A 15,719-nucleotide genomic window follows, 5' to 3' on the forward strand; every position below is an offset into this window, starting at 1 on the left:
AATAGGGTATAATATGGCTAACACTAAACAGATAGAAGAATTAAAAAATATCTTGCTTGAGAGAAAAGATAAAATTACTAAAAATATTCAGGGGAGTAGAGATAGTATAGATTCTTTAAAAGATTCTGAGTGCAAAGATGAGTATGATTATGCAGAAGTTTCTAGTGATTCATTCAAAGAGGGAATAATTGCTAATCAACAAATTACAGAACTTAAAGAGATTGAAGACGCTCTTAAAAGAATAGAAAAAGGTACATATGGTATTTGTGAAATGTGTGATGAATCAATCGCTATTGGAAGATTAAGAGCAAAACCATTTGCAAAATTTTGTACACCTTGTAGAGAGATTTACGAAGTAGAACAATAAAAAATTAAAAGGATTAGATGTGGGACTTAAATCATATATTGGCTTTTCTTTATTATTTATATTAATATTAGGATTAGCTATTTTTAGTATGGAAGCAGGGGATTATGAATTAAAAGTTTTTGATTTTTCATTAAACTTGCCAATTGTAATATGGTTCTTATTACCTGTTGTTGTACTTTTTGTATTAAGCCTTCTACATCTACTTTTTTACAGTACTGTAAATTACTGTAAACAAAAAGCTTTTCTAAAAGATGAATCAACTATTGTTACATCTGTAAAAAATTTTTTATTACAAAAAGATGAAAAATGTAAATTAAAAACATCTGGGTATAAAAATATTTTTAAAATATTAAATCAATTAAAACTTGATGTAAAAGACAATACTTTTACTTCAACTAATGAAGAATTAAATCAAACAGTTTCTTATATTAAAGATATAAAAGCTGGAAAATATGTAAGTGAAAAGAATCTTAAATTAGATAATAATTCTGAGCTTGCAAAAATAAATCTTATTAACAAGATAAATGACCAAGTTGATTTTTCATTGGATCTTTTAAAAAAAGTTGATGGATATTCAGAAGATGTGATTAAAATAGCATTTTTTAATGTTTTAGAAAATAAAGCAATGACAACAATCAAAAAAGTTTATACAAATGTAAATCTTGATAGAGAGATGGCATACAAACTTTTTTTAAAAGATGTTGATAATATTGAATTTGGATTATCAAAAGAAGAGATTCTTAAAATTACAAAATCTTTAAACTATTCAAAAAATGAGTATATAAATTTAGCTAAACTTTACAAAGCTGTATTAAGTCCAGATAAATTAATAGAATTATTTGAATTGATTTCAAATGAAGTTGAAGAAGCTGTTGATGCAAACTTATATGTTCTATGTGAATTAGAAATGATTGACAAAGTAAGAGAAATATTAAGTGGTTATGATAACAATGAATTAGTTGCTTTTAGAGCTTTAATAGATTTAAAAGAAGCTGGAAAGCAATACTCTCTAGACGAAATCTCATATAATAATTAATGAAAAATAAAATAGATTTTAGCCAGCCACTTATGGTGCTGGCTCCACTTGCAGGATATACAGACTTACCATTCCGTTCTGTTGTTAAAAAATTTGGTGCAGATATTACAATCTCTGAGATGATATCTTCTAATGCTTTAGTTTATAAATCAGAAAAAACTAGAAAAATGATTGAAAAAGCACCAAGTGAAGATCCATATATTGTGCAAATAGCAGGAAATAAAACTGAACTAGTTAGAGATGCTGTTGAAATTTTAAATGATATTGACGGAATTGATGGAATAGATTTAAATTGTGGGTGTCCTGCTCCAAAAGTATTTAATCATGGTTCTGGTTCAAATCTTTTAGGGGATTTAAAAAAACTTGAAGAGATTTTATCAACAGTAAAAAAATACAATAAAAAACAATATACAACTGCAAAAGTTAGAATTGGTGTAAATGAAAAAATTCCTGTTGAAATAGCAAAAGTTGTTGAAGCTTGTGGTGTTGATTATATTGCAGTTCATGGAAGAACAAGAGCTGGAAAATATAAAGCTCCTGTTGATTATGATGCAATTAAAATGATGAAAGAAGCTGTATCTATCCCTGTTATTGCTAATGGAGATATTAAAGATTATGACAAAGCTAAAGAGGTATTAAATTATACAAATGCTGATGGCGTAATGATAGGTCGTGCAGCAATTGGGAAACCATGGATTTTTTATCAGCTTAAACATGGAATTGAAAATATCAGTGAAGAGAAAAAAAGAGAGATTATCTTAGAACATTTTGATGCAGTGTTAAAATTTCATGGACAACATGGTGCAATTATGTTTAGAAAACTTTTACATTCTTACTCTAAAGGCTACAAAGGTGCAGCTGAATTTAGAGATATTATAAATCGTGTATCAGAAGCAGATGTTATGCGAGATATGATAGAAAACTTTTTTTAAAAACTTTTTAGATAAAATATTAAACTTTTTGCAAAGGATAATATTTGTCGGACTACTATTACGAATTAATAATTAAACCTTCAGGAAATTACGAAGTCTTTCTTGATCTTTTAAACTCATTAGTTAATGATGCTATTGAGGAGAGTGATGATTCAATCATCGCTAGAAGTGAAGAAGACTTAAGTGATATCGAATATGGAATAAACGAATTTTCCAAAGCTGTTGGTATTGAGTGTGAAACAATATTATCGAAAAAGAAAAATATTGATTGGATAAAACAATATCAAGATTCAGTAAAAGCTGTAGAAGTTGGAAAATTTTATGTTAGACCCTCTTGGGAATCAGTAAAAGAGGATAAAATAAATATCATTATTGATCCTGCCTTATCGTTTGGTTCAGGTCATCACGAAACTACTTCAAGTTGTTTAGAAGCTATAAGCGAGTTTGTTGAAAAAGATGATGAAGTGCTAGATGTTGGTACTGGAAGTGGTATCTTAGCTATTGGTGCATCAAAACTTGGTGCAGTTGTTGATATTTGTGATACAGATGAAGTTTGTATAAAAGATACAAAAACAAATTATAATTTAAATAATGCTATATTTAACAACTCTTGGATAGGAAGTGTAAATAAAGCTGAAAAAAAATATGATTTAGTGATAGCAAATATTGTAGCTGACGTTTTGGTATTTATTGCGTCAGATTTAAAGAAATGCTTAAAAGAAGATGGTATTTTAATAATATCAGGGATATTGGATAAACATATTGATAAGGTTTTAAGAAAATTTCAAGATGTGAAACAGTTAAAAGTAATTCATAAAAATGAATGGGTAACTGTAGTATTTAAAAAATAAAGGGAGTAAGATTTATATGAGTGATAAAAACAATAAAAATGGTGGAGATAATAACAACAACTTTTTTAACAACAATCCACTTTTAGTTTTTGTAATTTTTTCAATAGTTACAATTTTTGTTTTTAAGGCTGTATTTCCAGAAGGAAACGGCCAATCAATAATGGGACAAAATTCAAGTATGTCTAGTTTTGGTCAAACAAAAAACAAAACAGTACCATATTCTGATTTGAAAAAATTAATTAATAATGGTGGAATAGAGTATGTTGGTATAGGTAATACTCAAATAAAAGCAGTAGGTAAGCCTTCAGGTGGACAAGTTACTACCTATACAGCTAGAAGAGTAGTACCAGATGATACTTTAATTCCAAGCTTAGAAGAAAAGGGTATTGCATATGGTGGAATCAATGAAGAGAATCTAATTGCAGATATTCTTTTTGGTTGGGTTTTACCAATTTTTATTTTCTTTGCAATTTGGATGTTCCTAGCTAGAAGAATGTCAAAATCTATGGGTGGAGGTTCAGGAGGAATTCTTGGAATCGGAAGCTCTAAAAAAATGATTAATTCTGAAAAACCAAATGTTACTTTTGATGATATGGCAGGAAATCATGAAGCAAAAGAGGAAGTTCAAGAAGTTGTTGATTTCCTTTCAGCTCCAGAAAGATATATTAAACTTGGTGCACAAATTCCAAAAGGTGTATTATTAGTAGGACCTCCGGGTACAGGTAAAACTTTACTTGCAAAAGCAGTTGCAGGAGAGGCTGACGTACAGTTCTTATCAGTTTCAGGTTCAGCTTTTATTGAGATGTTTGTTGGGGTTGGGGCTAGTAGAGTTAGAGACCTTTTTGAACAAGCAAAAAAAGTAGCACCTGCAATTATCTTTATTGATGAGATTGATGCTATTGGTAAAAGTAGAGCTTCAGGTGGTCCAATGGGTGGAAATGATGAAAGAGAACAAACTCTAAACCAACTTTTAGCTGAAATGGATGGGTTCTCAACTGAATCAGCACCTGTTATTGTACTTGCTGCTACAAATAGACCAGAAGTTTTAGACCCAGCGCTATTAAGACCAGGAAGATTTGATAGACAAGTTCTTGTTGATAAACCTGATTTTGAAGGTAGAAAAGAGATTTTAAATGTACATATTAAAAATGTTAAATTAGGAAAAGATGTAGATTTAGAAGAGGTTGCTAGAATGACAGCTGGACTTGCAGGTGCAGATTTAGCGAATATTGTAAATGAAGCTGCATTATTAGCAGGTAGGGCTTCAAAAGAAGAAGTAAATTATGAAGATTTCAAAGAAGCTGTTGAGAGACAAATTGCAGGACTTGAAAAGAAATCAAGAAGAATCTCTCCAAAAGAGAGAAAAATTGTTGCTTACCATGAATCTGGACATGCAGTAATTGCGGAGATTACAAAAGGTGCTAAAAAAGTAAATAAAGTATCTATTGTACCAAGAGGACTTGCAGCACTTGGTTATACTTTAAATACACCAGAAGAAAACAAATACTTAATGCAAAAACATGAGCTTATAGCTGAAGTTGATGTTTTATTAGGTGGACGTGCTGCTGAGCAAGTATTTATTGGCGAAATTTCAACAGGTGCTGGAAATGACCTTGAAAGAGCAACTGATATTATAAAATCTATGGCAACTATATATGGTATGAGTGATATTGCAGGTCTAATGGTTTTAGAAAAAAGACAAAACCAATTCTTAGGTGGACAAACTCAAAAAGACTTCTCTGATGAGATGGCAAAAAATCTTGATGAATATGTTAAAAATGTTTTAAATGAAAGATATGAAGCTGTATTAAAAGCATTAGAAGATAACAAAGATGCAATAGAAGAGATGACAAAAGAGCTTCTTGATGTTGAAGTTATTACAGGTCAAAGAGTAAGAGATATCATTAAAGATCATGGTGGAGAAGTATTTGAAGAAGAGGATTTACATACAGAAGCATTAAATGAAGAGGAAAACTCTGAAGATGTAACTGAAGAATCTGAAACTGAAACAACTGAAGAGTCTTCAACTGAAGTTAATGAAGAAAACTCAACAAAAGATGAAGAGATTTCATCAAATGAAGATGAGATAAAAGAAGACAAAAAAGACTAATCATGTATGATAGTTTTGTTGCAAAAGAGGGTAAAGGAAAGATTCAAATACTATTTTTATTATTAGTATTTTTCTATATAATAGATTGTGAATTTTTATCATTTATATCTTTTGTAGCACTACTATTTACAATATATATCTACAGGTTTAAGTTTGTAGATATAACTACTTTGAAAATTGATGAGATATATTCTCCTATAGATGGTGAAATCGTATCTATTGATACTAATGGGTTCAAAAAAAGTATAACTATTGATGTTTCTATTTTAGATACTCATATTTTAAGAAGCTTAGATACATCAAAAGTACAATTTATTTCTAAAAAAGGAACAAATCTACCTTTAGGTTCATACAAAGCAAAAAAACTTAATGAAACTCTTGAAATCAAATATGAAAATATGAAGATGAAATTAATCTCGTCTTTATTTAATCCCACTTTAGATTTTCACAAAAAAGAAACTTATAAAAAAGGTGAAAAAATAACTATATTTATCCATGGGCAAATAATTATTGATTTTGAATCAAACCTTGAAATTAATGTTTCAGTACATGATAAAGTAATATCTGGGAAAACTGTTATTGCTAAAAAATTAAAAAACTCTTGACAAACAATATTTAAATATATATAATACACCACTAATTTAATAGGAGAGTCTAATGAAAATATTTGATTTTTTCAACAACCATTTCATAAAAAGTGTTAACACTCTTCTGCTTCTTACAAAATCACTCTAATATTTAAACAATAAATAACAAAAATCACAACTTAAGAATATAGGTTTACTTTTTTTACAATAAAAAAAAGGTATAATATGTCACTTTACAAGGGTAATAAAATGGATAATAATAAAATATACGTATTTGATACAACATTAAGAGATGGAGAACAATCTCCTGGCTGTTCAATGAACACAGAAGAGAAGATTAAAGTTGCTTTACAATTAGAAAAATTGGGTGTAGATGTCATAGAAGCAGGTTTTGCGGCTGCAAGTCCAGGAGACTTTGATGCAGTTAGCAGAATTGCAGAAGTTGTTAAAAAATCAAGTATCTGTTCTTTGAGTAGAGCAGTTGAAAATGATATTAAACAAGCTGGTTTAGCGGTACAAAATGCTCCTTTACATAGAATTCATACCTTTATTGCTACTTCACCAATTCATATGAAATATAAATTAAAAATGAGTGAAGATGAAGTTATCAAAAGAGCAATTCATGCTGTAGAATATGCAAAAACATTTGTTGATGATGTTGAGTTTTCTTTAGAAGATGCAGGAAGATCTGAAATCTCATTTATGAAAGAGGTTATGGATGCTGTAATTGGTGCAGGTGCATCAACAATTAACTTACCAGATACAGTTGGTTACAGATTACCAACAGAATTAGGTGCAATGGTTAAAGAGTTATCTGAATTTGCAGGAGATAGAGCTAGAATCTCTGTACACAATCACAATGACTTAGGATTAGCAACAGCTAATACTTTAGCAGCAGTTATGAATGGTGCAAGACAAATTGAGGTTACAATAAATGGTTTAGGTGAAAGAGCAGGAAACTCAGCTTTAGAAGAAGCAGTTATGGCTATAAAAACAAGAAAAGATGCATTTGGTGGATTATACACAGATATTAATACACCTGAGATCTACCCCACTTCAAGATTAGTTGCAACTATTACAGGTGTTGAACCACAACAAAACAAAGCAATTGTTGGTAAAAATGCTTTTGCTCACGAAAGTGGAATTCACCAAGATGGTGTTTTAAAACATCAAGAAACATATGAGATTATGAAACCTGAAGATGTAGGTGTATTTAAAGATTCTACATTAATTTTAGGAAAACACAGTGGTAGAGCTGCATTTAGAGATAAAATTAACCAATTAGGTTTTGATAAAGTTTCAGAAGAAGAATTAAACGCAGTATTTGAAAAATTTAAAGTTTTAGCAGATAAGAAAAAAGATGTTACAGATGATGATGTAAGAATGTTAATCACAGATGAAGCATTAAACTCTGACAAAACTTATGAGTTAGTTGGATTACAAATCTCAGATTGTTCAAATGGTATGCCAATGGCAGCTGTAACTATTAAGTACAAAGATCAAATTATGCAAGATGCAAATATTGGTGATGGTACAATGGATGCAATCTTTAAAACAATAGATAGATTAACAGGTTATGATGGTCAATTAAAAGATTATAAAGTTTTATCAGTAACAGAAGGTAAAGATGCCTTAGCAAAAGTTACAACAAGAGTTTCTTTTGATGATAAATCACCAGAGTTTGTTGGTCATGGTTTAAGTATTGATACTATGTTAGCAACAGCAAGAGCTTATGTTGGTGCAGTTAATTCTTATCTTTCTCAAAAAGAGAGATTAGCAAAAAAGACTGAGCATCAAGTATAAAGTACAAGGGATTCTTCCCTTGGCATAAATATATGAAAAATATTATAGTAAATGGCTTTTATAAATTAGACTCTTCACTTAAGTATACTTCTTTTAAAGAATTTACAAGAAATATACTTGAAAACAATCACTACAAATATAAAAAATATTTCGATTTCTGTATGATTTTTTTGGTTTTAAGTACCATTGGAATTTTAATCTATGAAGTAAATCATACAAAAGTTGAAGTGTTAAATACTTATGAATATTTTGCAATAGTTATATTTCTTTTTGAATGGATAGGAAGACTCTGGGTTTATAGTGATGTAAGAAAAAGAGTAATTTTAGATTATGAAGAATCACTTTTTTTAGCAAAAGATTATAAGTTGTCGAAATCTTTAAAAAAGGCTTTTAAAGAGAAACTTGAATTTATCTTTTCACCTATGTCAATTATAGATTTATTGGCAATCCTGCCAGCATATAGACCTCTTAGAGTTTTAAGAATATTTTTACTATTTAGATTATTTAAAATTATCAGATACACAAGTTCTTTAAAAGAGTTTTTAAATATTTTTGTTGAAAGAAAATTTGAATTATATACTTTAGCAATCCTAAGTGGTATTGTTATATTTTTTGGTTCAACAATTATGTTTGTATATGAGGGACCAGAAGGTGTAAATGACAAAGTAAATCATTTTTTTGATGCAGTTTATTGGTCACTAATTACAATCTCAACGGTTGGTTATGGAGATATTGTTCCTATTACTCCTGAAGGAAAATTTGTAACTTTAATACTTGTTATAAATGGTTTTTTAGTTATTGCTTTTAGTACCTCAATTGTTACAACTGCTTTAGCCCAAAGAATGGAAACTATAAAAAAGAATAGAGTTAAAAATGAAGTTAACAAGTTAGAAGAGTTTGTAATTATTTGTGGTTACGATATTATGGCAAAAAATCTAGTAAGGGAACTTACAAAACATAAGAAAAAAGTTTTAATAATAGATGATGATGAAAATAGTATAAATTTAGCTCAAAATGACAATCTATTAGCAATCTTAGATGATCCTACAAATATGGATTTTCTAAAAAAAGTGGGTGTAGGTGAGGGTGCTTCTACTATTATTACTTTAAGTGAAGATGATGCTACCAATCTTTCAATAGTTTTAGGAGCTAGAGCATTAGATAGCAATATAAAAATTATAACCCTAGTAAATGACCCCGAAGTAGAAAATAAATTAAAACTTGCAGGAGCAGATTTTACAATAAATTCAAATGAGATAAGTGCTTATGTTGCGGGGGAATATATAGGACAGCCTGTTGCTTTTGAAGCAGTAGATGGTATTTTATTAAATGATGAAATCTCTGCAGAAGTTGATGAGATAGAAATTGTAGAAGAGATGAATATTTTAAACAAAGATATAAATTTGATAAACTTTGAAAACTATAATTTAACTCTAATTGGTATAATAAATAATTCAAATAAATATGAATTTATATTTAATCCTGTAAATATAAACTACACATTAAAACAAAAAGATATATTAATTGTAATTGGCTTTAAAGAATCACTAAAAGAGTTAAGAAGTGATTTATTAACAAAAGATTTTTAAAAGAGAAAAATGAAAAAAAGTGTTGTAATCTACGGATATTCCATATTAGGCTCTAAAATAGCAAAAGTGCTAGATGAAAAGGGTTATAAAGTCATTGTAATAAGTTTTGTAGATGAACAAGTTATAAAAGCAAAAAAAGATGGATATGAAGTTATAAATTCAACACTTCTAAATGATGATGAACTATTAGAAATAGGAATAGGAAAAGATGTTGATTCTTTATTTTGTGTAAGTAACAGTAATAAAAATAATCTATTTGTTACCTTGTCCGCTAGAAATTTAGATAAAAATTTAAAAATTATTTCAACTTCAAAAACAAAAGCAGAAGCAAAAAAATTACTTATAGCAGGAGCAACAAAAGTTTTAAATCCAAATGAACTTACTGCACAAAGAATATATAGATATATGACTAAGCCTCTTATGTTAAAAGTTTTAGATGAGATATTATTTAGTAAATCAGATTTAAATATTTCAGAAATTTATATAAATAAAGAATCTATGTTAAATGGAAAATTTTTAAAAGATATAACTATTCATAAAAAATACAATATTTTACTTATTGGGATTATGGATAAAGAGTTGGGAGAACAATTTATCTTTAATACAAAAGGGATAAATCATAAAATTGACGAAGGAGATATATTGGTTGTGGTTGGGCAAAATGCCGAGTTAGTTGAGTTTAGAGAGTATATAGGAGGAGTTGGCGCATGATGCAATTTAACTTTTTTTTGAAGTTACTAAGAGAGTCGTTTAGGGATTTATTACCAATTATAATAGTAATTTTATTTTTTCAATTAGCTATTATTCAAGCAGTACCAGATGGATGGGTATCTACTACTATTGGTTTAGGTATAGTAGGAGTTGGGCTTGCTATTTTTTTACAAGGTCTGGAAATAGGAATATTCCCTGTTGGAGAAGGTTTAGCTAGAGATTTTGCAAAAAATGGTTCTATGGCTTGGGTATTATTTTTTGGTTTTTTAATTGGATTTGGTACAACAATAGCTGAACCAGCCCTAGCTGTAATTGCTGATAAAGCAGCATCTATCTCTAGTGGTAGAATTGATGCAACAATATTAAGGTTGGTTGTTGCAGGTTCTGTTGGTTTTGCAATACTTCTTGGGGTATTTAGAATCTATAAAGGTCATGGTATACACTACTATATTATGGCAGGATATATTCTAGTTGTTGGTGTAACTTTTTTTGCTCCTCAAGAGATTATTGGATTAGCATATGATTTAGGTGGAGTAACTACTTCAACTGTAACTGTACCTTTAGTTGCTGCATTAGGAATTGGTTTAGCATCTTCAATTAAAGGGAGAAATCCTGTAATTGATGGATTTGGTCTTATTGCTTTTGCTTCATTAACACCAATGATTTTTGTACAAATCTATGGAATTGCTGTTTATAATCTAGTTGAAGCAAAAGAGGTAGCACAAGTAGTTGTTGAAGCTAATGTATCTGTATCTACAACTATCACTATTGAATCTGTTCTTCATGGTTTAGGTTCAGTTGTTAAAGATGTTGCGCCTATTTTATTAATTATTCTATTTTTCCAATATGGAGTGATTAAAAAAAGAATTGACAATCTAAAAACAGTAATTTTTGGATTTGTATTAGTAGTTGTTGGTTTATATGCTTTTATTCTTGGTTTAGAAATGGGGTTATTTACTCTTGGTGAAACTATGGCATATCAACTTACTAAAAGGGATTCAGTTTTTGTAATTTATGCTTTTGCGTTTGCTATTGGTTTTTCTACAACTATGGCAGAGCCAGCTCTTATGGCAATTGCAAAAAAAGCAAAAGAGATAAGTGATGGTAAAATCAATGATTTTGCCTTAAGAATCTTTGTTGCCTTTGGTGTTGCAATTGGTATTGCCCTTGGAGCATTTAGGATTGTAGATGGTGGACATATTCATTACTATATTATATTTGGATATATATTAGTTATTACCTTAACTTGGGTTGCTCCAAAATATATTATTCCAATAGCCTATGATAGTGGTGGGGTTACAACTTCAACTGTAACAGTTCCTTTAGTAGCAGCTCTTGGTATTGGACTAGCAACAAATATTGAAGGAAGAAGCCCTTTAATTGACGGATTTGGACTTATTGCTTTTGCTTCATTATTTCCAATGATTACAGTTATGCTTTATGGTATTATTATTGAAAAACTTGGTGTTAAATCAGATACTGAAATTGAAGCTGCAAATATTTTAAGAGATGCATTAATTGATGCAGAAAATATGGATTTAGCTACTGTGAATATAGATGGAAGTGATAGAAGACACTCTTTACCTATGGACTTTTCAGCTGTGGTTATAATTGTACCAAATGATAAAAAAGTTGATGCAATACAAGCAGCTAATAAAGCAGGAGCTCCTGGGGTTACTGTTCTTAGAGCAGATGGAATTGGACTTGGTCAAATGGATAACTACTATAGACCATCTTTTGAAGCAAATCAGGTTGTATTATTATTCCTATTACCTCAAAGTTTAGTTAATCCAGTTATAAAATCTATTATTCATACACTTCACTTAACAACTACAGGAAAAGGTATAGCTTTTGCTTTCCCATTATCACACATGAAAGGGATTAGTTTAAGTAGACATGATATTTTTGTAAATAGAAAAGATCATAAAAATCCTGAAAACAACACAGAGAAGTTAATAAAAGAGGAAGAGGAAAAATTAACTTCAAAAATTGTGGAACCAGTTTTAAATGATTCAGATAAAGAGTAAAGAGGAGATAGAAAATATTATTAATACAGGTAATCCTGTATTAATATATTTTTCTGGGGAAAATTGTTCTGTTTGCAAAGCTTTGAAACCAAAAGTTGAAAGTGCAATTGTAGAAAATTTTTCACAAATGGAAAATTATGAAGTAAAAGCTGATGTTTATAAAGAGATAGCAAGCAATTTTTCGGTATTTTCTATTCCTACTATATTAGTTTTTTTTGATTCAAAAGAGTTTTTTAGGAAGAGTAGAAATATCTCTATACAAGCTTTTATTGAAGAACTAAAAAGACCATATTCACTTTTTGTAGATTAGGAAGATTATGAAAGCAAATATTATTATATTAGCTATTATTTTTATAGCAATGCAATTTTTTACAATAGATAAAACAAATGAAACTACACCTAAAGAGTTAGAGATGAAAATGCCAGAGAATATCTCAACTTTAGTTAAAACAGCATGTTATGATTGCCATTCAAATGAAGTAAAATGGCCTTGGTATTCTAATATTGCACCATTTTCTTGGGTTATAAATACCCATGTAAAAGATGGAAGAAAAGCTTTAAACTTCTCTGAATGGGAAAACTATACAAAAGAAGAAAAAGAGAAAAAAATAAAAGAGATATTTAGAACTGCATATGCAGCAATGCCCCTAAGAAGTTATCTTTGGGTACATAATGAAGCAGATTTAACTATGGAACAAAGAAAAATGATAAGAGATTGGACAGGAGTTAGAAGATAGTTTTGAGAGAAGAAGTTCAGGAATTATTAGACGATAAAAAAACACTACTTACTGTTACTTATTTTAAACTTCAAAAAATGTTCGAAGAGAAGTATGGAAAAAATACTGTAGTTCTGATGGAAATTGGTACTTTTTTTGAAGTTTATGAAGTAAATAATGATGATGAACAAATAGGAAAAGCAAAAGAGATTGCTGAACTATTAAATATTCAACTAACTAGAAAAAACAAATCTATTTTAGAAAACTCAAAAGAAAATCCAATTATGGCAGGTGTACCTGCAATCTCTTTAGAAAAACATTTAGCAAGAATAATATCTGAACAAAAATATACAGTAGTAATAATAAGACAAAAGGGTTTACCTCCAAAGGTTACTAGATACTTAGATACTGTTGTAAGTCCAGGAACAAACTTTGATTTTGTAATTGACCAAGATGAAAACAATATCACTTCATTAGTAATTGATGAGATAAAAGGTATCTATTTAGTTGGTTATTCTGCTATTGATGTTACTACAGGAAAATGTTTTTATAATGAAATACATGGAACAAGTGAAGATAAATTTTTTGCTTTAGATGAAGTGTTTAATTATATGAATATGCACAAAACAAATGAGATAGTGGTAACTTTTAAAGATAAGAATATAAATCAAAAAGAGGTAGTGGATTATCTTGAACTAAAATTAAAAACGTTTCATATAGGTAATTTTATTCCAAAAATCACTTATCAAAATGAATTATTTAAAAATGTATTTAATATAGAATCACTACTTACAGCAATTGAGCATCTTGATATGGAAAGAGTACCTTTAAGCTCTGAGTCTTTGGCTATATTAATCGATTTTGTAATAGGACATGATTCAAATATTGTTCAAAAACTATCTTTTCCTGTTAAACTTGATGTTAGTAAATATATCTATTTGGGAAATAATGCCTTAGAGCAATTAAATATAATAGAAACAACACACAATCCAAGTTTGATTAAACTTATAAATAATACTTCAACAGCTATGGGAAAAAGACTTTTAAAAGAAAGACTTACCCATCCTATAAAAGAGAGTAAAGAGTTATTAAGAAGATTTGCTTTATCAAAAGAGTTGTTTGATTATCACGCACCAATTGAAAATGAGTTGGCAAATATTTATGATATAGAAAGACTTACAAGAAGAATAAAACTAAATAGACTTCATCCTTTTGAGTTAAACTATTTATATGATTCTTTATTGAGTATTAAAGAAGTAGTTACATTTATGGAAAACTACAAATTTATAACTCCCCCTTGCTCCCTTGCCCAACTTCAAATGTTTATTGACTCTATTGAGTCTACTTTTGATTTAAGTATATCTGGTAAATTTATGCTAAAAGATGTTGAGTGTAATATGGTTTGTGATGGAATAAATCATCAAATAGATGAATTAAACAAAGAGAATGAAGAACTTTATACAAAACTTGAATTTCTAAAAAATCATATTTTAACATTTTTAGGAAACACTGATGGAAACTATGTTTCTATTCAAAGATTAGATAAAGAAGGCTTTTTCTTAAGTCTTACAAAAAATAGATATAATTCAATAAAAGATGAACTTTTAAATTCCCATTTAATAGTAGATGATGAGTTGCTATTGTTTAAAGATTTTAATATAAAAGTTCAAACAACAAGTGTAAAAATCTCTTGTAGTTTAAGTGATACAATCTCTGATAAATATGTACATAATCTAAGAAAAATCATAGAATTAAATAAATTGGTATTTAAAGAAAAGCTATTAGAGTTTGAAAAAAAGTTTGCAACACTTTTAGAGGATTTAGTACAGTTTATTGCTGAGGTTGATTTAACAGTTTCAAATATTAAAACAGCAAAAAAATACAACTATGTAGCTCCTAAGATAGTTAAAACAAAAGATGACGAAAACTTTTTAGAGATAATAGATTTAAGACACCCAATTATTGAAGCAAATGAAGAGCAGGGGATTTATGTACCAAATGATATTATTTTAGGAGAACTTTCTTTATCAAAAGAGGAACATAAAAATAATGTAATAATAAAAAACTCAAACCCTATAAATATGTTTGATAATAAGATGCATGGTATTTTACTTTACGGTATCAACTCTTCAGGAAAATCTTCACTTATGAAATCAATTGGAATCGCAGTTATTTTAGCCCAAGCAGGATTTTATGTACCTTGTAAATCTATGAGATTTTCTATTTTTGATTCAGTATTTACTAGAATTAGTGGTGCTGATAATATAGCAAAAGGGCTTTCATCTTTTGCTGTTGAGATGCTTGAATTAAAAAATATCTTTAATAGAGCAACTAAACAATCTTTAGTTTTAGGGGATGAAATATCACATAGTACAGAAACAATGAGTGGATTAAGTATTGTTGCCAGTGCTATTTTAAAATTAGCAAAATTAGAATCTCTTTTTGTATTTGCAACCCACCTTCATCAACTTCCTGAAATAGATGAGATATCAAAACTAAAAAATATCATCTCTTTACATCTATCTGTGATGTATAAAGATGAAGAGGATAAACTTATATTTGATAGAAAACTAAAACATGGAAGTGGTTCTTCTATGTATGGTTTAGAATATGCCAAATCACTTCATATGGATAGGGAGTTTTTAGCAGTTGCAAATGATATTAGAAAAAAACTAACAGATGATTACTCTCCTGTTGAAAGACTTACTCAAAAGAAATCATCTAAATACAATAAAGATGTATTTGTTAGTTCTTGTATTATTTGTGGTAGAGCTTGTGATGATGTACATCATATTAAAGAGCAAGCAAGAGCAAATAAAGATGGCTTTATAGGTCATGTAAATGCAAACCATAAGTATAATCTAATCCCTTTATGTAAAGAACACCATAAGATGGTACACGATGGAACTATAAATGTAAATGGTTTTGTTTCAACTTCAAAAGGTTTGGAATTACATTATACAATGGTAAATGAGGAAAAATAGATAGTT

At 28.9% G+C, this 15,719-nt stretch carries 13 protein-coding genes; all 13 read left to right on the forward strand.

What is annotated here, in order from left to right:
- Positions 1-13: 13 nt before the first annotated feature.
- The 13 genes from dksA (at position 14) to ACKU3H_RS06815 (ending at position 15,713) form a co-directional block, all read left to right on the forward strand.
- Positions 14-367 carry an RNA polymerase-binding protein DksA gene (gene dksA, locus ACKU3H_RS06755; protein WP_320036218.1) on the forward strand — a complete coding sequence of 118 codons (354 nt, stop codon included), beginning with the start codon at positions 14-16 and terminating at the stop codon, positions 365-367.
- A gap of 19 nt (positions 368-386) precedes the next feature.
- Complete coding sequence (locus ACKU3H_RS06760) at positions 387-1,403, forward strand: hypothetical protein (RefSeq protein WP_320036219.1); 1,017 nt, start codon at positions 387-389, stop codon at positions 1,401-1,403.
- Positions 1,403-2,335 (forward strand): tRNA-dihydrouridine synthase, encoded by a 933-nt coding sequence (locus tag ACKU3H_RS06765; RefSeq protein WP_320036220.1) that lies wholly within the window; start codon positions 1,403-1,405, stop codon positions 2,333-2,335. Before ACKU3H_RS06760 ends, ACKU3H_RS06765 begins: the two co-directional genes overlap by 1 nt.
- A 44-nt stretch (positions 2,336-2,379) precedes the next feature.
- Positions 2,380-3,186: a 50S ribosomal protein L11 methyltransferase gene (locus tag ACKU3H_RS06770; RefSeq protein ID WP_320036221.1), complete on the forward strand. Its 807-nt coding sequence runs from the start codon at positions 2,380-2,382 to the stop codon at positions 3,184-3,186.
- A 16-nt stretch (positions 3,187-3,202) separates the two neighbouring features.
- Positions 3,203-5,296 (forward strand): ATP-dependent zinc metalloprotease FtsH, encoded by a 2,094-nt coding sequence (gene ftsH / locus ACKU3H_RS06775; RefSeq protein WP_320036222.1) that lies wholly within the window; start codon positions 3,203-3,205, stop codon positions 5,294-5,296.
- Between the two features lie 2 nt (positions 5,297-5,298).
- Complete coding sequence (locus ACKU3H_RS06780; RefSeq protein WP_320036223.1) at positions 5,299-5,901, forward strand: phosphatidylserine decarboxylase; 603 nt, start codon at positions 5,299-5,301, stop codon at positions 5,899-5,901.
- A 231-nt stretch (positions 5,902-6,132) separates the two neighbouring features.
- Positions 6,133-7,686 (forward strand): 2-isopropylmalate synthase, encoded by a 1,554-nt coding sequence (locus ACKU3H_RS06785; RefSeq protein ID WP_320036224.1) that lies wholly within the window; start codon positions 6,133-6,135, stop codon positions 7,684-7,686.
- Between the two features lie 32 nt (positions 7,687-7,718).
- Positions 7,719-9,275 (forward strand): NAD-binding protein, encoded by a 1,557-nt coding sequence (locus tag ACKU3H_RS06790; protein ID WP_320036225.1) that lies wholly within the window; start codon positions 7,719-7,721, stop codon positions 9,273-9,275.
- A 9-nt stretch (positions 9,276-9,284) separates the two neighbouring features.
- A complete protein-coding gene (locus ACKU3H_RS06795) occupies positions 9,285-9,986 on the forward strand; it encodes an NAD-binding protein (protein ID WP_320036226.1) in 702 nt (233 codons plus the stop codon).
- Positions 9,983-12,013: a DUF1538 family protein gene (locus ACKU3H_RS06800; protein WP_320036227.1), complete on the forward strand. Its 2,031-nt coding sequence runs from the start codon at positions 9,983-9,985 to the stop codon at positions 12,011-12,013. The genes ACKU3H_RS06795 and ACKU3H_RS06800 overlap by 4 nt, the downstream gene beginning before the upstream one ends.
- Complete coding sequence (locus tag ACKU3H_RS06805) at positions 11,994-12,323, forward strand: thioredoxin family protein (protein ID WP_320036228.1); 330 nt, start codon at positions 11,994-11,996, stop codon at positions 12,321-12,323. The genes ACKU3H_RS06800 and ACKU3H_RS06805 overlap by 20 nt, the downstream gene beginning before the upstream one ends.
- A 7-nt stretch (positions 12,324-12,330) precedes the next feature.
- A complete protein-coding gene (locus ACKU3H_RS06810) occupies positions 12,331-12,750 on the forward strand; it encodes a heme-binding domain-containing protein (protein WP_320036229.1) in 420 nt (139 codons plus the stop codon).
- Positions 12,751-12,752: 2 nt separating this feature from the next.
- On the forward strand, positions 12,753-15,713 hold the full coding sequence (locus tag ACKU3H_RS06815) for a MutS-related protein (RefSeq protein ID WP_320036230.1): 2,961 nt from the start codon (positions 12,753-12,755) through the stop codon (positions 15,711-15,713).
- Positions 15,714-15,719 lie beyond the last annotated feature (6 nt).

This window comes from Halarcobacter sp. (assembly GCF_963675975.1).
Taxonomy (GTDB): Bacteria; Campylobacterota; Campylobacteria; order Campylobacterales; family Arcobacteraceae; genus Halarcobacter.

Excerpts from the sequence above, each read along its gene's own strand:
- ACKU3H_RS06795 (WP_320036226.1), top strand. The coding sequence starts at position 9,285 with ATGAAAAAAAGTGTTGTAATCTACGGATATTCCATATTAGGCTCTAAA.
- ACKU3H_RS06765 (WP_320036220.1), top strand. The coding sequence starts at position 1,403 with ATGAAAAATAAAATAGATTTTAGCCAGCCACTTATGGTGCTGGCTCCA.
- dksA (WP_320036218.1), top strand. The coding sequence starts at position 14 with ATGGCTAACACTAAACAGATAGAAGAATTAAAAAATATCTTGCTTGAG.
- ACKU3H_RS06780 (WP_320036223.1), top strand. The coding sequence starts at position 5,299 with ATGTATGATAGTTTTGTTGCAAAAGAGGGTAAAGGAAAGATTCAAATA.
- ACKU3H_RS06810 (WP_320036229.1), top strand. The coding sequence starts at position 12,331 with ATGAAAGCAAATATTATTATATTAGCTATTATTTTTATAGCAATGCAA.
- ACKU3H_RS06790 (WP_320036225.1), top strand. The coding sequence starts at position 7,719 with ATGAAAAATATTATAGTAAATGGCTTTTATAAATTAGACTCTTCACTT.
- ACKU3H_RS06800 (WP_320036227.1), top strand. The coding sequence starts at position 9,983 with ATGATGCAATTTAACTTTTTTTTGAAGTTACTAAGAGAGTCGTTTAGG.
- ACKU3H_RS06785 (WP_320036224.1), top strand. The coding sequence starts at position 6,133 with ATGGATAATAATAAAATATACGTATTTGATACAACATTAAGAGATGGA.
- ftsH (WP_320036222.1), top strand. The coding sequence starts at position 3,203 with ATGAGTGATAAAAACAATAAAAATGGTGGAGATAATAACAACAACTTT.
- ACKU3H_RS06805 (WP_320036228.1), top strand. The coding sequence starts at position 11,994 with ATGATTCAGATAAAGAGTAAAGAGGAGATAGAAAATATTATTAATACA.